This window comes from Xenorhabdus bovienii SS-2004 (assembly GCF_000027225.1).
Lineage (GTDB): Bacteria > Pseudomonadota > Gammaproteobacteria > Enterobacterales > Enterobacteriaceae > Xenorhabdus > Xenorhabdus bovienii_C.
Map to the genome: position 1 here is coordinate 3,250,183 of NC_013892.1, position 18,397 is coordinate 3,268,579.

Consider the following 18,397-nt stretch of genomic DNA (forward strand, 5'->3'; position numbering starts at 1 on the left):
TTTTAGATGCGATTGCCCTGAATAAATATTTACCCTTTCAGGATGACGCAACAGAATATGCAGCGTTATCGCAATAACGATAATTATTCGTTTTGGATCCAATTACAGCCCGCCTATGAATACTTTGCCAAAAATAGCAAACCTACCACTGTCAACGTAATAGACGGGCAATATATTGTGAGTACAAAATCCGAAAGTTCGTTACTCTTAAGTAAATCAACTCAGACTACACGTTCACCAAAGTAAAATAACTCATAGCTACCCGGTTCAATACGTTGCCAATCTTCATTACCGGTTAAAGGCTGGGTAGCAATCACTGACACCACATCACCAGGATGGGTATGTTGCTGAAAATCAATTTCAACATCCTGATCAAGCAATTTCGCCGTGCCAAAAGGTGCCTTACGGGTGATCCAATGCAATTGGGTCGAGCAATAGGCCATGACAAACTGCCCATCTGACAGCAGCATATTGAAAACCCCTTTTTTCTTCAGCTCACCTGCCAGCGATGCAATAAAGCGAAATACCGCAGGCCAGTTGGAAGGCCGTTTGGGGTACTTGAGCGATAATTGTTGCAGTATCCAGCAAAATGCCCATTCACTGTCTGTCTCACCGACCGGTCGGTAATTGCCTGTTTTCAGGTTACGGTATCCCTGCAATTGCCCATTATGGGCGTAAGTCCAATATTTTCCCCATAGTTCACGGGTAAACGGATGGGTATTTACCAGAGAAACATTGCCTCGGTTTGCCTGACGGATATGAGCGACAATAACTTCTGACTTAATCGGATAGCTCTGAACAAAGCGAGCAACAGGTGAATGATAACTGGATTGGTGATCTTTGAATGTCCGGTATCCCAGCCCTTCATAGAAGGTGATCCCCCATCCATCCTTGTGGGGGCCAGTATACCCTCCACGCTGAATGAGCCCACTCAGACTGAAAACGATATCTGTTGGCACATTGGCACTCATTCCAAGTAATTCGCACATCGCCTACCTCTAAACAAACTACACAATCAGTCTTTTACCATTTCTTTCTCAATCAGTTGAATCAAGATATGGATCACTTTGATGTGGATCTCCTGAATGCGATCTGCATAACCGAAATGCGGCACACGAATTTCAACATCTGCCGTTCCTGCCATTTTCCCGCCATCCTTACCTGTCAGCGTGATGACTTTCATGCCTTTCGCACGGGCTGCTTCAATCGCCTTGATGATGTTGCCGGAATTACCCGAAGTCGAAATTCCCAACAGTACATCGCCTTTCTGCCCTACCGCTTCAAGATAACGAGAAAATACATAATCGTAACCAAAATCATTGCTCACACAGGATAAATGGCTCGGATCGGAAATCGCGATACCCGGATAGCCCGGACGATTTTCGCGGTAACGGCCGGTCAGTTCTTCCGCAAAATGCATGGCATCACAGTGTGAACCCCCATTCCCACAGGAAAGTACTTTTCCGCCTGCTTTGAATGAATCAGCCAGCAAAACGGCTGCTTGTTGGATGGCGTCAATATTTGCATCATCATTAAGGAATTTAGCCAGCGTATCTGCGGCTTCAGACAACTCACTGCGGATCAGATCTTGATACATGGGACTTATACTCCTGAACGGTCTTAGGAATTAATAAAATCTGCCGATCAGTGTAACGGATTCCCTCTCCTGAAAGAAGATGCCATCACATCTCAATGAAATTTTCACACAGCAAACTACAATGACTTTGTGAGCTAGATTGTAATTAAGATGTAAATATATTGATAAATACGTTTTCCTCATCTAAAAAGAAGGACACCACAACAGGTCAGACCTCTGACAACTCACCTGAGATTAACAGGAGTTTTTACTATGACCGCTCTCAGCATTATTTTGTTTTTAGTCTTGATTGGCGGGCTTTGTTACCGCAAAGTCAGCCTGTCTGCCAGCAGCCTGCTGCTTGTTGCCTATACACTCGTCATGGGCATAACGGGTCTTTGGAGCTACTGGTTGTTATTGCCACTTGCCATTATTCTGTTCCCCCTTGTCTTTACACCAACGCGTATATCTCTATTCTCTGCACCCGGCTTAAAAGCATTCCGTAAAGTCATGCCCAGCATGTCTACAACGGAGAAAGAAGCCATTGATGCAGGAACAACCTGGTGGGAAGGTGAGCTGTTCCGTGGTAATCCTGATTGGCAAAAACTGCACAGCTATCCGAAACCACAGTTAACTGCTGAAGAACAAGCATTTATTGATGGCCCTGTGGAAGAAGCCTGCCGTATGGCAAATGATTTCCAAATTAGCCATGAGTTAGCCGATCTTCCTCCAGAACTCTGGACATACCTGAAGGAAAATCGCTTCTTTGCCATGATCATCAAGAAAGAATATGGTGGCCTGGACTTTTCAGCTTATGCCCAATCACAAGTACTGCAAAAACTGTCTGGTGTCTCTGGTATTCTGGCGATTACTGTCGGGGTTCCAAACTCACTGGGGCCGGGTGAATTATTACAGCACTATGGTACAGATGAGCAGAAAAAACATTACCTTCCCGGCCTTGCCCGTGGTGAAGAAATCCCCTGCTTTGCCTTGACCAGCCCGGAAGCAGGCTCAGATGCCGGAGCGATTCCCGATACTGGCGTCGTCTGTATGGGTGAATGGCAAGGCGAGCAAGTGCTCGGTATGCGTCTGAACTGGAATAAGCGCTATATCACCCTTGCTCCTATCGCGACTGTTTTGGGATTAGCATTCAAATTGTATGATCCTGAACATTTGATCGGGAATACCGAGTCATTGGGTATAACCTGTGCCTTAATCCCCACTAATACCCCGGGGGTTGAAATCGGCAACCGCCATTTCCCACTGAATGTTCCATTCCAGAATGGGCCAACCCGTGGTAAGGATATTTTCGTTCCTATCGATTACATCATTGGTGGACCGAAAATGGCGGGTCAAGGCTGGCGTATGCTGGTTGAATGTCTATCGGTCGGCCGTGGTATTACCCTGCCATCCAACGCAACAGGTGGATTGAAAAGTGCCGCCATGGCAATCGGTGCTTACTCTTATATTCGTCGCCAATTTAAACTTCCGATTGGCAAAATGGAAGGTATCGAAGAACCACTGGCCCGTATTGCAGGTAATACTTATCTGATGGATGCTGCGGCAACTATGATCACAGGCGGCATTATGCTGGGTGAAAAACCTGCGGTTCTGTCTGCTATTGTGAAATACCACTGTACCCACAGAGGGCAACGCTCGATTATTGATGCAATGGATATCGCTGGCGGTAAAGGCATCTGTCTTGGCCCATCCAACTTCCTTGCCCGTGCCTATCAGGGTGCCCCCATTGCTATTACCGTAGAAGGCGCTAATATCCTGACTCGTAGCATGATCATCTTTGGTCAGGGTGCGATCCGCTGTCATCCTTATGTACTGGCTGAAATAGCCGCAGCAGAAAATAACAATGTCAAAGCCTTTGATAAAGCCCTGTTTGGTCACTTGGGTCATGTTGCCAGCAATACCCTGCGCAGCCTGTGGCTTGGCATCACTAATGGCAGAACCAGCCGTACGCCAGTCAGCGATGCAACTCGCCGTTACTACCAGCACATCAACCGTCTAAGTGCTAACCTTGCCCTGCTCTCTGATGTTTCAATGGGTGTATTGGGGGGAAGTCTGAAACGCCGTGAACGCATTTCAGCGCGTCTTGGGGATATTCTGAGTCAAATCTTCCTGGCTACAGCAGCCCTGAAACGCTATGAAGACGAAGGCCGTCAGAAAGAAGATCTGCCATTGTTGCAATGGGCGGTAGAAGATAGTCTGTATCAGGCAGAGCAGGCCCTGAACGATTTACTGCGCAATTTCCCTAACCGTTTGGTTGCTGGTTTAATGCGAGTGATGGTGTTCCCATTGGGTCGTTCACATACTGCACCGTCTGATAAACTGGATCATAAACTGGCTCAGATATTACAAACACCTTCCGCAACGCGCAGCCGGATTGGTCGTGGGCAATATCTGACACCAAGCGAGCATAATCCTCATGGGTTATTGGAAGAAGCTCTGCACGATATCATTGCCGCAGAACCCATTCATGCACGCTTAAGCCGCGAAGCAGGCAAAAACCTGAGCTTTACACGTCTGGATCAGTTAGCTGAACGTGCACTGGCGGATCACAAGATCACCCAAGAAGAAGCAGATATTCTGAAACGTGCAGAAAATAGCCGGCTGCGTTCAATCAATGTTGATGAATTTGAGCCGGATGCATTTGCTGTACCTCATTCAGCAAAAAAGCCTGAAAGTCAGCGTCAGACTAAAGCCGCTTGATGTTGACCGAACAATATAAGTAATCGAGAATACGGGGACACAAAATTCCCCGTATTTTATTTATACCGCTTCCAATGCCAGCAATTCTTCTATTGTTTGCCTACGTCGAATCAAACGGGCGTCACCCTCAATAAACAAAATTTCGGGGATCAAAGGGCGACTATTGTAATTTGAAGACATAGATGCACCATAAGCGCCTGTATCGTGGAAAATCAAATAATCCCCTACACAAACGCGAGGCAACAAACGCGGCACAACATCGCCTCCTGCTGATTGAGTAAACACATCACCTGATTCACATAACGGCCCTGCAACTAACGTTTCATGTAACTCAGCATCCTGCGAAACAGCCTCATCAATATGCTGGCTATTCACCGATAAAACTGAAATATGATGATAGCTTCCATACATCGTTGGGCGCATCAAATCGTTGAAACCCGCATCCACCAGCACATAATGACGGCTACCCATTGGTTTTACTGCCCTCACTTCAGCCATCAAAATACCTGATTCAGCCACCAGAAAACGGCCTGGCTCAATTTCCAGTTCAACATGATGCCCCAAGTGCCGTTCAATGCGCTGGCGAGCTTTATGCCACAGACTGTAATAGTGTTCAGTATCCACTATTTCATCACCCGTTTTATAAGGAATTGATAATCCGCCTCCTGCTGAAATGGCCTGAATGTCCTCACCGCACGATATAACTTGTTCCACCATAGCGTTACATACATTGGCAAGATGTTGATAATCCACTCCAGAACCAATGTGCATATGTAATCCAACCAATTTCAGCCCATATTGGCGGACTTTCTCAATCGCCAGCGGTAAATCCTGAAACCAGATCCCGTGCTTGCTGTTTTCGCCGCCCGTATTGGTTTTCTGACTATGACCATGACCAAATCCCGGATTAATGCGTAGCCAAATAGGATGACCCGACTGACGTGTACCAATCTGCTCCAGCATATCAATGGAGCCGACATTGACTGGAATATCCAACTCAATCACTCGATTAAGTGTTATTTCATCAATCAAATCCGCAGTGAACACAATTTCGGATCGATCACGGCCGGGCTGATATCCAGCATAAAGTGCCCGTTCAATTTCCCCCAATGACACCGCATCCACTTTTACTCCCTGTGCTCTCATCAAACTCAGGATATGGGTATTAGAGCAGGCTTTCTGTGCAAACCGAATGATATCAAACCGCTTTAATCGATTGATTTTTCGGATAATAATGTCACTGTCATAAACCCATAATGGTGTTCCGTAATCAACGGGTAAACGCAGCAGATTCTCTGGAGTAAATTTTTCGCCTGAAAAACCAGTCAAAGTTGATATCGTCATTGAAATTTCTCACCAAACCAGCAGATGCTTCATTATTGACAGCAATAAGGCAGGAAGGAAAATATCCATTTAGCTGTAGTCTATTTATTTATGATATCGTTTTGATTATTTTTCAAACTAATCATGTGATGTAGATAAAGCATTATCCATGATGAAATAGCAATCCGTATAAAAGAGATGAAATTATGCACTCTTGTTCATGGCGACACATTGAGATTTTTCACGCAGTAATGACCACCAAAAACCTGACTGACGCAGCGGTGTTGTTGAAAACTTCGCAACCCACTGTCAGCCGTGAACTGGCGCGTTTTGAACAGTTGCTGAAATTCAAATTATTTGATCGGATCAAAGGGCGTTTATTTCCCACAGCACAGGGATTGCGATTATTTGAAGAAGTCCAGCGTTCTTATTATGGGCTGGAAAGGATACTTAATGCGGCAGAAAGCATTCGTCAATTTGAACATGCGCAGCTTTCTATCGCCTGCCTGCCAGTGTTTTCCCAATCTTTACTGCCAAAAGCCTGCCATAGTTTTATTCAACGCTATCCGGAAGCGAAGCTGACCATCATCCCGCAAGAATCCCCGCTGTTGGAGGAATGGCTTTCAGCACAGCGCCACGATATCGGTTTGACCGAACATTTGCAGACTCCCGCAGGCACTGAGCAAGAAACATTGATTACCTTGAATGAAGTCTGCGTCCTGCCTGCCAATCATCCACTCAGTCAAAAATCACAACTGACGCCAGAAGATTTTCATGAGCAAAAATTTATCAGCCTGTCGATAACCGACAGTTACAGGCAGCTCATTGATACCATATTTAGCGAACATCATGTCAATCGCAATATGATCATGGAGACACACAGCGCGGCGTCAATCTGTGCCATGATCAGTGAAGGTATCGGCATGTCTGTCGTGAATCCTTTAACTGCCTTGGATTATCTGGATAAAAATGCGGGGATTTGCGTCCGGCCATTCAGTATAGACATCCCATTCACGGTCAGTTTAATCAAACCCATACATCGGCCATTCTCGGAACCCGTCGAAATATTCATTACCCATTTGAAACAACAGACCGGCCAGTTTCCGCTAAAACTGGCATTAGCTTTTCAACATTAACTGCTGCCAATGGGGTGCATTAGCAAACCAGCCCACCAGAAAATCCAACAATGCCCGTAAAGTAACCGGCATATTCTGACGACTGGTATAAATACCATAGATCCCCATTGCCTGAGGTTGATAATCCGGCAATAACTCAACCAACTGCCCGGATATTAAATGCGGAGCAGCAGAATAATAAGGCTGCATGGTTATGCCTGCTCCCTGTAAAGCCGCTTCCATCAGTACTGTTGATTCGTTGGCACTAAGCGTACCACTGACAGGAACTGAATACTGTTCATGTTGTTTTTCAAACAACCACAAACTTTTGCCAAAAAAATTATATGTCAGGCAGTTATGTGAGGCTAAATCAGTGGGTTTCTGCGGAATAATTTTTCTATCTAAGTAAGAAGGAGCCGCACAAACAACAGAATGACAAATGGATAATGGACGGGCAATCAGATTCGGTTCCAAATTATTAGTAATGCGAATCGCTAAATCAATACGCTCTTCAATCAAGTTGATAACTTTGTTGTTAATTTGCAAGTTGACGGCAATTTGTGGATATATGCGCATAAATTCAGGAATAGCAACAGACAACGCGCTAGTACCCAGCGATTGAGAACAGCTCACTCTCAGCAACCCTCTCAGGGTTTGTGATACCAGTGATTGCTGAACGGGCATTGTCTCCGCTAATTCCAGCAATTTCAGACTGCGCTGATAAGCATTTTCTCCTGCCGAAGTCAGACTGATTTTACGTGTCGTACGATGCAGTAGACGAACACCTGCCCATTTCTCCATTTCAGCCAGATAACGCGACACCATTGCCCGTGACATATCAAGCCGTTCCGCCGCTGCAACCAAACTCCCCTGCTCCACAATCGTGACAAAAACCTGTGCTGCCGTGATCCTATCCATTCTGCCTGTTTATCCCCTGCTGTAATTAGATCGATATATGCAACAAATAATTGCAGATTTTGCGGTTTTTAAATCGAAATATGCAACTTATTATACGTGCCATTCAAGCAAATAAACATTTTGATACAGGAATTCAATAATGGCTCGCAAAACAACATTAAATATCGCTCTGGCGGCGACCCTTTCTCTGGGAGTGGCATCACTGGCTCAAGCAACTAATCTCAAGTTGGATATCTACAATCCAGGTGAAACTGGTGTATTCCCTGTCTCTTCTGAAATCATCAGTGGCGACCATGAAGTTGTCCTGATTGATGCGCAATTTAAAAAGAGTGATGCCCAAGAGCTGGTAAAAATGATCCAGCAAACCGGAAAAAAACTGACAACGATCTATATCAGCCAGTCTGATCCTGATTTTTACTTTGGTCTTGATGTGATCACGACAGCCTTCCCTGAAGCCAAAGTGATCGCTTCACCTGAAACCATCAAAACCATCAATGAAACCAAAGACGGTAAACTGGCATATTGGGGTGGCATTCTACAAGATCAGGCCCCGAAAAAGGTTATTGTGCCAGAACCACTGAAAGGAAATACCTTCACCGTTGACGGTGAAAAGCTGATCGTGGAAGGTTTAGATGGCCCAGCCGCAGATCGTACTTTCGTTTGGGTGCCTAAATTAAAAGCTGTTGTTGGCGGCGTCACCATTTCTGGCAATATCCATGTATGGATTGCAGATACTCAAACCAAAGTATCACGCCAGCACTGGATGCAGACATTAGATCGCATCAAGAGCCTGAAACCTGACACTATTGTACCTGGCCATTATGTAGGTAATGCACCGATGACGCTGGAATCAGTCACATTTACGCAAAAGTATCTGACCACACTGGAAAAAGAGTTACCAAAAGCCAAAGATTCAGAGGCGTTGATTGCAGCTATGAAGAAACACTATCCAAACCTTGCTGATGAATCCAGCCTTGAACTCAGTGCCAAGGTATTGAAAGGTGAAATGAAGTGGCCTCAATAAGTTGAAAATATAACCATACAGGATTTATCGGCATATTTCCTTTGTGCTCCATGAATAACGTTATTCATGCAACAAACTTTAAAGACAATGCTGTTATATTAATATAACAGCATCATTTTTTATCTAAAAATAGAAGAACATTAATCAATCTCAATTGACTGCCCAGTAGAAAGACTTTTAGCATTAGGTAACCATAACCTCCCCCACATACCACTACAGTGGCAAGCATAAACATGCCGTATATTTTCTTTTTTGATGTATTTTCTGATAGGCAATAGTTTAAACGGTGAAGCATAACGTAAATGTAGCCCCCCAATAACTGCATAAACTTGATCAATACCCGTTATCTTCTTACAAAATTTTATAATTTCAATAACACCACGATGCCCACACCCTATAAAAATAATTAACCCATGTCTAGATTTATAAATTAAAACACCTTCATCTTTAACAAAATCAGGAGAATATTTTCCTTCGACTTTTTCTCCAACAATAACGCCATAGCATTTGTTTTCTTCTTTTTTAATCTCTCCTGAATAGACGAAACTATCATTAATATGAGTTTCATCCTTTGAGAAAAAAGTATCAAATTTTCCGTAATCAACTTGCTTGGATAGTTTTTTGAATGTAAGTGCTTTGTTGTCGGTGATCACCCAACCATAATATCTTTCATTTTTAACATCAGGATGGCAAATAACTTTGGCATCAGTAGAAAAAAAAGGTAGCCCACCGCAATGATCAAAATGACCGTGTGATATCACAACCGTTGAGACCACAGATAAGTCGATATTTAATTTCTTTGCGTTATCAATAAAGCTGCCATCTGGCCCTGTGTCAAACAGGATTGTGGTATCTTGATTCTGAATCAGTAAACTCAGTCCGGGTTTACCGGTCAACGCCGTTTTGTAGGGCGCAAAAACCTGATTTTCCAGTAGTGCCGTAATCTTTAATACCATAATAGAAATTCTCTTTTCCAATAAATAAAGTGAGAGAATGAACGTTTTACACAAAACCTGCAAGTTGCTCTCGATTAAATCCCCATGATATCGATATTACTGACTCTAAGCCCCATCAACACTATCGCAGACAAACAAATATAAGGCCCAAATGCAATAAAATCAGGATATGTTTTTCTTTTAAACCAAACTATCATAAATCCGAACAGTCCAGATATTGAAGACAGCAACATCAATACGGGGATCATTTCCATACCCAGCCACGCACCAATAGCAGCCGTTAATTTCAGATCACCATATCCTATTCCCTCTTTCTTTAATATATATCGACAGAACTTATTTAATAACCATAAAAATAGATACCCTGATATAACACCATATATCGCACTCTTGATCGATACTAAATTCTCACTGCTATTAAAAATAAGGCCAACCCATAATAAAGGCTGAGTGATAACATCTGGTAATTGATAAGTTTTAATATCAATGATTGATAAAAAAATTAATACACTACAGAAAACCATAATCATTATACTATCCATATTGGTCAAACCATCCTTTATTATCATCCATGAAAACATTCAACATGGCACTCATGAATAACATCCCTGTCATTATATTCCTTATCTATTTTTTCTGACCGTAATCAGAACACGAGGGATATTAATTTATCACTAAAAGGATTAGCAATAAAAAATCAATTAAAACAGTCATTATGAAATAAATATGCGAGCCGGCTCGCAAGTGCATATCGTGCTTTCTATGGTTTAAGAGATAGCTTGATCACGCAATCAGCGCTCATTTATCATGGCGATGAATCAACTTTGTGATATGGCTATTGCGCCATACCGGAAACATCCGGACAAAAGAAGGAAAGAAGAAATATGCGAATTCCCCGCATCTATCACCCTGAACGGCTCTCCGTAGAGACGGAAATCTATCTGAGTGATGAGGCTGCCAACCATGTTGGCCGGGTACTTAGAATGAGTAATGGACAGCCATTACAGTTATTTGATGGCAGCAATCAGGTTTTCGATGCAGAACTTATTGAAGCCAGTAAAAAGACAATCAAAGTACGTATTACCGATGGCAAACTGTCCGATCATGAATCACCACTAAACCTGCATCTGGGGCAAGTAATGTCCCGTGGTGAAAAGATGGAATTCACAATTCAAAAATCGGTTGAATTGGGTGTCAATACCATTACTCCACTACTTTCTGAACGCTGTGGTGTAAAGCTGGATGCGGAAAGGCTAGAGAAAAAATTACAGCAATGGAAAAAAATTGTTATCTCTGCCTGTGAGCAATGTGGACGTAACTGTATTCCAGAAATCCGCCCGGTCATGTCACTTGAAGCATGGTGCGCGGAAAACGATGGTAGCCTAAAATTAAATCTGCATCCTCGTGCCAGCCAAAGTATCAACACACTGCCACTGCCAGTCGAAAAAATACGCCTGTTAATCGGCCCTGAAGGGGGATTATCCGCTGAAGAGATCGAAATGACGGCAAATCACCAATTTACTGATATTCTGTTAGGCCCTCGCGTTTTGAGGACAGAAACTACGGCACTCACCGCAATTACGGCATTGCAAGTTCGTTTCGGTGATCTGGGTTAAGGAGAAAGAATGATCAAGCTCGGCATAGTGATGGATCCAATTTCATCCATCAAAATCAAGAAAGACACAAGTTTTGCCATGTTGCTGGAAGCGCAGAAACGTGGGTGGGAAATCCATTACATGGAGATGAATGATCTCTATCTACATCAAGGGGAAGCCCGCGCCCGTACCCGTCTGCTCACGGTCGAAGAAAACCTACAGCAATGGTATCAGTTCGGCAGCGAGCAAGAGATTGCTCTCGATAACTTGCATGTGATTCTGATGCGCAAAGATCCTCCTTTTGATACAGAGTACATCTATGCTACTTATATTCTGGAAAGGGCAGAAGACAAAGGCAGTTTGATCGTCAACAAGCCACAGAGTCTGCGCGACTGCAACGAAAAACTGTTCACAGCCTGGTTCCCAGAGTTGACACCAGATACACTGGTGACTCGCAATGCAAAAACCTTACGTGAGTTCCATCAAAAACATGGCGATGTTATCTTTAAGCCACTGGACGGTATGGGAGGCGCGTCTATCTTCCGTTTAAAACAAGATGACCCGAATATCGGTGTCATTATTGAAACGCTGACCGAACATGGCAGCCGTTATTGTATGGCGCAAAATTTCTTGCCGGCCATTAAGGACGGGGATAAACGTGTTCTGGTTGTTGATGGCGAGCCTGTACCCTATTGCCTTGCACGCATCCCTGCACAGGGCGAGACCCGTGGTAACCTTGCGGCAGGTGGACGCGGAGAAGCCCGCCCTCTGTCAGAAAGTGACTGGGCAATTGCCCGTGCTGTTGCACCAGTTTTGAAAGAGAAAGGGTTAATCTTTGTCGGGCTTGACATCATTGGCGATCGTTTGACTGAAATCAACGTCACCAGCCCAACCTGTGTACGTGAAATAGAAGCTGCATTCCCAGCAATTTCTATTACTGGTATGCTGATGGATGCCATCGAAAAACGATTGGAAAAACAGCCTGCATAACAGGCTGGACAGCATTTGCCATTTATAATGTTGGCTCACATACTGTGAGCCAAATCACGCTAACATTGCCAAAATAACTATCAGAAAACACATGAACCTACAGCACCATTTTCTTATTGCCATGCCTTCGCTCTCTGATCCTTATTTCAACCGTTCGGTAGTTTATATCTGCGAACACGATCAAAACGGGGCAATGGGGTTAGTTATCAATAAACCTATAGCCCAAATTTCTATCCAAAGCATCCTAGAAAAATTGGATATCACTCCCGAAGGCAGAGACGACAGCATCAATTTAGATAAACCTGTGATGGCAGGTGGCCCACTGTCTGAAGAACATGGCTTTATCTTGCACACTCCGCAATCCGGGTTCAGTTCAAGTATCCAGATCTCTGATGAAACGATGATAACCACGTCCAAAGACGTGCTGGAAGCATTAGGTACAACACGCCAGCCCGAAAATGTTTTAATGACCCTGGGGTATTCAAGCTGGGAAAAAGGCCAGTTAGAACAAGAAATCATGGAAAATAGCTGGCTGACCGTCAGTGCAGAATCCTCTATCATTTTCGAGACCCCCGTTGCTGATCGCTGGCATGAAGCGGCTTCACTGCTCGGGATCAATATTTACAACCTCGCACCACAAGCAGGGCATGCCTGATGAAAAACCGTACAATAATCGCATTCGATTTCGGTACTCACAGCATTGGTACAGCTATCGGACAAGAGATAACCGGTACAGCCAGAGCATTGAGTGCTTTCAAAGCTAAAGAGGGTTCTCCCAGTTGGGAACTCATTGAAAAACTTCTCAAAGAGTGGCAACCCGATTTGATCATTGTCGGATTACCACTAAATATGGATGGCACAGAACAACTCGTTACCGCTCAGGCGCGTAAATTTGCCAATCGGCTACACGGGCGTTTTGGCGTTCAGGTTGAACTGCACGATGAGCGATTGACCACCATAGAAGCACGCTCTCACCTGTTCGATCACGGTGGTTATAAGGCTCTGGATAAAGGCAAAGTCGATTCTGTTTCTGCTGTCGTCATTCTGGAAAGCTGGTTTGAGCAACAATATTCACAATAATAGTACTCACAATGAAATGTGGGTGTCATTGTGGAACAACAGCCAGCAATCCCAACAACTCACGTTGTTGTCGGCTTTGCTCATGAGTTTGCATACCGTAGGCAGCTCCTGTCTGCATTAATGTCGCGATTTGATGATTTTTTCCTTCCCTGATCAAATGGCTGACCGCTTGGTTGACGACCAGAACTTCATAAATGGCTACTCTTCCCCCTTCTCTGGCAGGAAGCAGTTGTTGAGAAATAACTGCTTTTAAACTTCCTGCCAGTTGGCTGCATATCCAGCCCTTTTCTTCTGCACTGAAAACATCAACCAAACGATCTAGTGCTTGAATTGCCCCACGGGTATGTAATGTTGACAGAACCAGATGTCCTGTTTCAGCCGCTGTCAATGCCAAGCGGATCGTCTCTTTGTCACGCAATTCTCCCAGCAAAATCACATCAGGATCTTGCCGTAATGCACCTTTCAAAGCCGTTTGATAATCCGGCACATCCCTGCTGATTTGTCTTTGCTGTATCAGGCAATTTCGGCTTTGATGAACGAATTCTATTGGGTCTTCCAACGTAATGATATGTTTGTTGCCATGATTATTGAACGCATTGATTATCGCCGACAAAGTAGTAGATTTACCGCTTCCCGTTGCGCCTGTTACTAATACCAACCCGCTTTGCTCCTGCAAAATCAGACGTTGGATAATGTCCGGTGCATATAATTGTTCCAGAGTAGGACATTTATCCGCGATTAACCTCAATACCAATGAAACATGACACTGTTGGTAAAACAGATTCCCCCTGAACCGCTGCTTATCTGGCATTTCCACCACAAAATCAACATGACCGTATTCCTGTAACTGCTGCTGTTGTTCTTCGGTCAATATTTTCCTACTCCATGCAATGAGGGTATCACCCTGCATTTCTGCCAGTTGCATCTGTGGGTACAGCACACCATTGATGCGCAAAACCGGAACTTTCCCGACACAAAGATGCAGATCAGAAGCATTATGCTTTACACTAAGAGCCACCAATTTTTCCATATTCATTTTTAATCTCCTGAGTCACTTATGAACAATATCGAACAAAATCTTCACGATGTCAGGAACCGCATAGCCCTTACAGCTCAAAAGTGCGGACGCTATCCACAAGAAATTACGCTGCTTGCAGTCAGTAAAACCAAACCTGCGGACGCTATCGCAAAAGCCATAGAGACTGGTCAGCGGGAATTTGGTGAAAACTACGTTCGAGAAGGGGTTGAGAAAGTTCAACACTTTGCTAATCATAATGATTTGGTATGGCACTTTATCGGCCCTTTGCAGTCCAATAAAAGTCGCTTGGTGGCAGAACATTTTGACTGGTGCCATACCATAGACCGATTGAAAATAGCTCAACGCTTAAGTGAGCAACGCCCTGAAAACATGGCGCCACTTAATATCCTGATTCAAATTAATATCAGTGGTGAAGACAGCAAATCGGGCATTATTCTGACAGCACTGCCGGAACTGGCAAAGACCATAAATGCGCTACCCAATCTGGTATTACGTGGGCTGATGGCGATCCCTGCACCAGAAAGCGATTTTGAACGTCAGATGGCGATATTTCACCAAATGGAACAAGCATTTATTGAATTGAAAACGCAATATCCACGAGTTGATACACTTTCAATGGGCATGACGGATGATATGGAAGCTGCTATCTCCTGCGGCTCTACACTGGTGCGCATTGGAACGGCAATTTTCGGTGCCCGTCAGTACAATACTCAACCCTAAATTAACTGGCCAAAATCAACTGATTAATATGCGGGACTATTTAATGAAAAATCGTAAAATCACCTTTATTGGCGCTGGAAATATGGCTCATGCCATTATCGCCGGGCTGGTCAGAACAGGTTATCCTGCTGAATTCATCACGGTCTGCTCCCCAAATACAACCCGTCGTGACGTTCTGGCAAAAGAGTATGGCATCAACAGCGAAAACGATAACATTCGTTATGCCCAGGAAGCCGATGTCATTGTTCTGGCAGTAAAACCTCAAATGATGGAAGAAGTTTGTGATTCACTGCGTTCACAAATAGATTTCAGTCATAAACTGGTACTCTCTATTGCCGCAGGTATTCCAGTTGCCCGTTTTTACACGCTGTTGCAAGATAACCTCAATATCATCCGCATCATGCCAAATACGCCCGCACTTGTGGGGCAAGGGATCAGTGGCCTATTTGCGCCTGAGTACGTCACTCAGCCTGATCGCCAGTTTACCGAATCACTGATGTGCGGTGTTGGTAAAGTCTGCTGGGTCAATGATGAGAATGGCATCAACAATATTATTGCCGTCGCAGGCAGTGCGCCGGCTTACTTTTTCCTGTTTATGGAATCCATGCAGCAAGAAGCTGAACGTCTGGGATTCGATAGCCAAACTGCCAGAGAACTTGTCCTGCAAGCGGCTACAGGTTCGGCTAAACTTGCTGAGTCACAGGCAGATCTTCCTTTTGCTATTCTGCGCGAGCAGGTAACATCTAAAGGCGGTACAACTGCCGAAGCTCTGCGCATTTTTTATGAAGGCCATCTACCTGAGATCGTATCCAGCGCCATGCAGGCAGCAATCCGCCGAGCGCAGGAAATGGAAAAACTATTTTAATTCAATCAAGTGTCATTTAATCAGGGCTGCTACATGCAATTCTTAAACTTTATCTTTCTTACCGTTCTAGATTTATATATTGCGGTTTTACTGCTTCGAGTCTGGATGCAATGGGTACGTTGTGATTTTTATAATCCATTCGCACAATTTATCGTTAAAATCACCCAACCTGTGGTACGCCCATTACGCAAGGTCATTCCCGCCATTGGTCCTATCGATACAGCATCCATAGTGTTTGCCTATCTAATCGTTCTTCTTAAGATGCTGATACCTGCATGGCTCGCAACGGGACAATTTGTGATACCTCTCGCGATTTTGTTCCTAGTCGGAATGATTGAACTGCTTACCGCAGCCGGAAAACTCATATTCTGGCTCGTCATTGCCCGTGCATTATTAAGTTGGATCAGTCAAGGACGCAATCCGGTTGACTACGTTTTGATTCAATTGACTGAGCCATTGATGGCACCTATCCGTCGTATCATTCCTGCCATGGGTGGCATTGATTTTTCTGCCATGATTGTCATGTTAGTTCTCTACGCGCTGAATGTCCTACGTTACAATGTCATGACGTGGTTAATTTCAATGATAAGCGGTTGATTAGATAAATAAATTAATTGGATAAAAGCAATGCAAAAAATTGTTCTCGCCACAGGCAATGCTGGCAAAGTTCGTGAGTTGGCTGATTTACTGACTGACTTTGGCTTAGATATCGTGGCTCAAACCGAGCTGGGTGTTGATTCAGCCGATGAAACAGGTCTGACTTTCATTGAAAATGCCATCATCAAAGCGCGCCATGCAGCAGCAATAACGGGGTTACCCGCAATAGCAGATGATTCAGGGCTATCAGTCAATGCCTTAGGCGGCGCACCGGGCATCTATTCTGCCCGCTACGCAGGTATTGATGCTTCCGATCGGGATAATCTGGAAAAGCTGCTGGAAGCGATGCGTGATATTCCTGATGAAAAGCGCCAGGCACAATTCAATTGTGTACTGGTCTATCTACGCCATGCAGAAGATCCGACTCCACTGATTTTCCACGGTCGCTGGTCTGGCATCATTACCCATGAACCCGCTGGCAATGGCGGTTTTGGTTATGACCCGATTTTTTATGTGCCAGAATTTGGCTGTACGGCAGCAGAGCTGAGTCACGAACAAAAAAGTGCAGTTTCACATCGTGGACAAGCGTTGAAAATGCTGTTGGAAGCCATGCTTAATGCTTAAATTACCGCCACTAAGTCTTTATATCCATATTCCCTGGTGTGTACAAAAGTGCCCTTACTGTGATTTCAATTCACACGCGTTAAAGGGAGATGTACCACATCAGGAATATGTTGAGCACCTGCTGGCAGACTTACGTGCTGACTTGCCGATGATTGAAGATCGTGAAGTATCGACAATTTTTATCGGCGGCGGAACCCCCAGCCTGCTCAGCGCTGAGGGTATGCAACGCCTGCTTGACGGAGTACGGGCGTCACTGCCACTCTCTTCGCAGGCAGAAATCACGATGGAAGCCAATCCGGGAACTGTTGAAGCTGGCCGTTTCAGCGCTTACCAGAAAGCAGGTGTCAATCGAATTTCCATCGGCGTACAGAGCTTTGGTTCAGATAAGTTGATTCGTCTAGGGCGCATCCATGGCCCAGACGAAGCAAAACGGGCAGCACATTTGGCTGCCGACCTTGGTTTACGCAGTTTCAATCTGGATTTAATGCACGGGTTGCCCAACCAAACACTGAATGAAGCATTGGATGATTTACGTCAGGCGATTGAACTTTCTCCGCCACATCTGTCTTGGTATCAATTGACGATTGAACCTAATACCAGCTTTGGTTCCCGCCCGCCCGTTCTACCGGACGATGATGCGCTATGGGATATCTTCTCCCAAGGGCATCAATTATTGACAGCTGCGGGCTATCAGCAATATGAAACTTCGGCCTATGCCAAAGCGGGTTACCAATGTCAGCATAATCTCAATTACTGGCGTTTTGGTGATTACTTAGGTATTGGCTGCGGCGCACATGGAAAAATTTCGTTTGAAGATGGCCGTATTCTCCGTACAGTCAAAACCAAGCACCCGCGCGGTTATATGCAGGGACGTTATTTAGATCAACAAAATCAATTGGATAATGAAGATCGTCCATTTGAATTTTTCATGAACCGTTTTCGCTTGCTGGAAGCTATGCCACGACACGATTTCAGTGATTTTACCGGATTACCGGAAAGTGCCATTCGTCCACAACTTGATGAAGCACTGGCTAAAGGTTATATCACTGAAAACGCGACGCATTGGCAGATCACCAAACACGGCAAGTTATTCCTGAATTCACTGTTAGAGCTGTTTCTTTAAAGGATAAACTGCACCTGAAAATATCAGGTGCAGCCTTTATTGGCGAATGCCTTGCTTGCAAGAATTGCTTTAAATCACGTTTATTTTTGATGGTAATAATATCAGTATTAATACCAACCAACTCATTAGAA

At 44.4% G+C, this 18,397-nt stretch carries 19 protein-coding genes; 12 read left to right on the forward strand and 7 right to left on the reverse strand.

Annotation, left to right across the window (positions count from 1 at the left end; genetic code table 11):
* Positions 1-221: 221 nt before the first annotated feature.
* On the reverse strand, positions 222-989 hold the full coding sequence (locus tag XBJ1_RS14160) for a class II glutamine amidotransferase (RefSeq protein ID WP_012989685.1): 768 nt from the start codon (positions 987-989) through the stop codon (positions 222-224).
* Positions 990-1,015: 26 nt separating this feature from the next.
* Complete coding sequence (gene lpcA / locus XBJ1_RS14165) at positions 1,016-1,597, reverse strand: D-sedoheptulose 7-phosphate isomerase (protein WP_012989686.1); 582 nt, start codon at positions 1,595-1,597, stop codon at positions 1,016-1,018.
* Positions 1,598-1,849: 252 nt separating this feature from the next.
* On the opposite strand from lpcA, the gene fadE reads away from it, so the two are divergent.
* Positions 1,850-4,297, forward strand: a complete 2,448-nt coding sequence (fadE, locus tag XBJ1_RS14170) for an acyl-CoA dehydrogenase FadE (protein ID WP_012989687.1) — start codon at positions 1,850-1,852, stop codon at positions 4,295-4,297.
* A 60-nt stretch (positions 4,298-4,357) separates the two neighbouring features.
* Here fadE and lysA read toward each other — a convergent pair whose 3' ends face one another.
* Complete coding sequence (lysA, locus tag XBJ1_RS14175) at positions 4,358-5,641, reverse strand: diaminopimelate decarboxylase (RefSeq protein ID WP_012989688.1); 1,284 nt, start codon at positions 5,639-5,641, stop codon at positions 4,358-4,360.
* 185 nt (positions 5,642-5,826) lie between these two features.
* Here lysA and XBJ1_RS14180 point away from each other — a divergent pair, with 185 nt between their 5' ends.
* Positions 5,827-6,756: a LysR family transcriptional regulator gene (locus XBJ1_RS14180; protein WP_038199211.1), complete on the forward strand. Its 930-nt coding sequence runs from the start codon at positions 5,827-5,829 to the stop codon at positions 6,754-6,756.
* Here the strand turns inward: XBJ1_RS14180 and XBJ1_RS14185 are convergent.
* Positions 6,739-7,653, reverse strand: a complete 915-nt coding sequence (locus tag XBJ1_RS14185) for a LysR family transcriptional regulator (RefSeq protein ID WP_012989690.1) — start codon at positions 7,651-7,653, stop codon at positions 6,739-6,741. The genes XBJ1_RS14180 and XBJ1_RS14185 overlap by 18 nt on opposite strands.
* A 139-nt stretch (positions 7,654-7,792) precedes the next feature.
* Here XBJ1_RS14185 and XBJ1_RS14190 point away from each other — a divergent pair, with 139 nt between their 5' ends.
* Positions 7,793-8,677, forward strand: a complete 885-nt coding sequence (locus tag XBJ1_RS14190; protein ID WP_012989691.1) for an MBL fold metallo-hydrolase — start codon at positions 7,793-7,795, stop codon at positions 8,675-8,677.
* Between the two features lie 140 nt (positions 8,678-8,817).
* On the opposite strand, the gene XBJ1_RS14195 is transcribed toward XBJ1_RS14190, so the two are convergent.
* Positions 8,818-9,633 carry an MBL fold metallo-hydrolase gene (locus XBJ1_RS14195; protein ID WP_012989692.1) on the reverse strand — a complete coding sequence of 272 codons (816 nt, stop codon included), beginning with the start codon at positions 9,631-9,633 and terminating at the stop codon, positions 8,818-8,820.
* Between the two features lie 74 nt (positions 9,634-9,707).
* Positions 9,708-10,175 carry a prepilin peptidase gene (locus XBJ1_RS14200; protein ID WP_230578790.1) on the reverse strand — a complete coding sequence of 156 codons (468 nt, stop codon included), beginning with the start codon at positions 10,173-10,175 and terminating at the stop codon, positions 9,708-9,710.
* Between the two features lie 342 nt (positions 10,176-10,517).
* Here XBJ1_RS14200 and rsmE point away from each other — a divergent pair, with 342 nt between their 5' ends.
* From rsmE to ruvX, 4 genes are all read left to right on the forward strand, one after another.
* A complete protein-coding gene (rsmE, locus tag XBJ1_RS14205) occupies positions 10,518-11,249 on the forward strand; it encodes a 16S rRNA (uracil(1498)-N(3))-methyltransferase (protein WP_012989694.1) in 732 nt (243 codons plus the stop codon).
* A gap of 9 nt (positions 11,250-11,258) precedes the next feature.
* Positions 11,259-12,218: a glutathione synthase gene (gene gshB / locus XBJ1_RS14210; RefSeq protein ID WP_012989695.1), complete on the forward strand. Its 960-nt coding sequence runs from the start codon at positions 11,259-11,261 to the stop codon at positions 12,216-12,218.
* Positions 12,219-12,309: 91 nt separating this feature from the next.
* A complete protein-coding gene (locus tag XBJ1_RS14215) occupies positions 12,310-12,873 on the forward strand; it encodes a YqgE/AlgH family protein (RefSeq protein ID WP_012989696.1) in 564 nt (187 codons plus the stop codon).
* The gene (gene ruvX / locus XBJ1_RS14220) at positions 12,873-13,298 is read left to right on the forward strand and encodes a Holliday junction resolvase RuvX (RefSeq protein ID WP_012989697.1); all 426 of its coding nucleotides are present in this window, start codon (positions 12,873-12,875) and stop codon (positions 13,296-13,298) included. Before XBJ1_RS14215 ends, ruvX begins: the two co-directional genes overlap by 1 nt.
* Before the next feature lie 25 nt (positions 13,299-13,323).
* On the opposite strand, the gene XBJ1_RS14225 is transcribed toward ruvX, so the two are convergent.
* Positions 13,324-14,334: a type IV pilus twitching motility protein PilT gene (locus tag XBJ1_RS14225; RefSeq protein ID WP_012989698.1), complete on the reverse strand. Its 1,011-nt coding sequence runs from the start codon at positions 14,332-14,334 to the stop codon at positions 13,324-13,326.
* A gap of 21 nt (positions 14,335-14,355) precedes the next feature.
* Here XBJ1_RS14225 and XBJ1_RS14230 point away from each other — a divergent pair, with 21 nt between their 5' ends.
* From XBJ1_RS14230 to hemW, 5 genes are read left to right on the forward strand one after another with little or no spacing between them, the layout of a single operon-like run.
* Positions 14,356-15,057, forward strand: coding sequence for a YggS family pyridoxal phosphate-dependent enzyme (locus tag XBJ1_RS14230; RefSeq protein WP_012989699.1), 702 nt, complete (start codon positions 14,356-14,358; stop codon positions 15,055-15,057).
* Positions 15,058-15,100: 43 nt separating this feature from the next.
* Positions 15,101-15,922 carry a pyrroline-5-carboxylate reductase gene (proC, locus tag XBJ1_RS14235; protein ID WP_012989700.1) on the forward strand — a complete coding sequence of 274 codons (822 nt, stop codon included), beginning with the start codon at positions 15,101-15,103 and terminating at the stop codon, positions 15,920-15,922.
* A gap of 33 nt (positions 15,923-15,955) precedes the next feature.
* A complete protein-coding gene (locus tag XBJ1_RS14240) occupies positions 15,956-16,519 on the forward strand; it encodes a YggT family protein (RefSeq protein ID WP_012989701.1) in 564 nt (187 codons plus the stop codon).
* A 30-nt stretch (positions 16,520-16,549) separates the two neighbouring features.
* On the forward strand, positions 16,550-17,143 hold the full coding sequence (locus XBJ1_RS14245) for an XTP/dITP diphosphatase (RefSeq protein ID WP_012989702.1): 594 nt from the start codon (positions 16,550-16,552) through the stop codon (positions 17,141-17,143).
* Positions 17,136-18,266, forward strand: coding sequence for a radical SAM family heme chaperone HemW (hemW, locus tag XBJ1_RS14250; RefSeq protein ID WP_012989703.1), 1,131 nt, complete (start codon positions 17,136-17,138; stop codon positions 18,264-18,266). Before XBJ1_RS14245 ends, hemW begins: the two co-directional genes overlap by 8 nt.
* The last annotated feature ends 131 nt before the right edge of the window (positions 18,267-18,397 follow it).

Excerpts from the sequence above, each read along its gene's own strand:
- XBJ1_RS14160 (WP_012989685.1), bottom strand. The coding sequence starts at position 989 with ATGTGCGAATTACTTGGAATGAGTGCCAATGTGCCAACAGATATCGTT.
- lpcA (WP_012989686.1), bottom strand. The coding sequence starts at position 1,597 with ATGTATCAAGATCTGATCCGCAGTGAGTTGTCTGAAGCCGCAGATACG.
- fadE (WP_012989687.1), top strand. The coding sequence starts at position 1,850 with ATGACCGCTCTCAGCATTATTTTGTTTTTAGTCTTGATTGGCGGGCTT.
- lysA (WP_012989688.1), bottom strand. The coding sequence starts at position 5,641 with ATGACGATATCAACTTTGACTGGTTTTTCAGGCGAAAAATTTACTCCA.
- XBJ1_RS14180 (WP_038199211.1), top strand. The coding sequence starts at position 5,827 with ATGCACTCTTGTTCATGGCGACACATTGAGATTTTTCACGCAGTAATG.
- XBJ1_RS14185 (WP_012989690.1), bottom strand. The coding sequence starts at position 7,653 with ATGGATAGGATCACGGCAGCACAGGTTTTTGTCACGATTGTGGAGCAG.
- XBJ1_RS14190 (WP_012989691.1), top strand. The coding sequence starts at position 7,793 with ATGGCTCGCAAAACAACATTAAATATCGCTCTGGCGGCGACCCTTTCT.
- XBJ1_RS14195 (WP_012989692.1), bottom strand. The coding sequence starts at position 9,633 with ATGGTATTAAAGATTACGGCACTACTGGAAAATCAGGTTTTTGCGCCC.
- XBJ1_RS14200 (WP_230578790.1), bottom strand. The coding sequence starts at position 10,175 with ATGGATAGTATAATGATTATGGTTTTCTGTAGTGTATTAATTTTTTTA.
- rsmE (WP_012989694.1), top strand. The coding sequence starts at position 10,518 with ATGCGAATTCCCCGCATCTATCACCCTGAACGGCTCTCCGTAGAGACG.
- gshB (WP_012989695.1), top strand. The coding sequence starts at position 11,259 with ATGATCAAGCTCGGCATAGTGATGGATCCAATTTCATCCATCAAAATC.
- XBJ1_RS14215 (WP_012989696.1), top strand. The coding sequence starts at position 12,310 with ATGAACCTACAGCACCATTTTCTTATTGCCATGCCTTCGCTCTCTGAT.
- ruvX (WP_012989697.1), top strand. The coding sequence starts at position 12,873 with ATGAAAAACCGTACAATAATCGCATTCGATTTCGGTACTCACAGCATT.
- XBJ1_RS14225 (WP_012989698.1), bottom strand. The coding sequence starts at position 14,334 with ATGAATATGGAAAAATTGGTGGCTCTTAGTGTAAAGCATAATGCTTCT.
- XBJ1_RS14230 (WP_012989699.1), top strand. The coding sequence starts at position 14,356 with ATGAACAATATCGAACAAAATCTTCACGATGTCAGGAACCGCATAGCC.
- proC (WP_012989700.1), top strand. The coding sequence starts at position 15,101 with ATGAAAAATCGTAAAATCACCTTTATTGGCGCTGGAAATATGGCTCAT.
- XBJ1_RS14240 (WP_012989701.1), top strand. The coding sequence starts at position 15,956 with ATGCAATTCTTAAACTTTATCTTTCTTACCGTTCTAGATTTATATATT.
- XBJ1_RS14245 (WP_012989702.1), top strand. The coding sequence starts at position 16,550 with ATGCAAAAAATTGTTCTCGCCACAGGCAATGCTGGCAAAGTTCGTGAG.
- hemW (WP_012989703.1), top strand. The coding sequence starts at position 17,136 with ATGCTTAAATTACCGCCACTAAGTCTTTATATCCATATTCCCTGGTGT.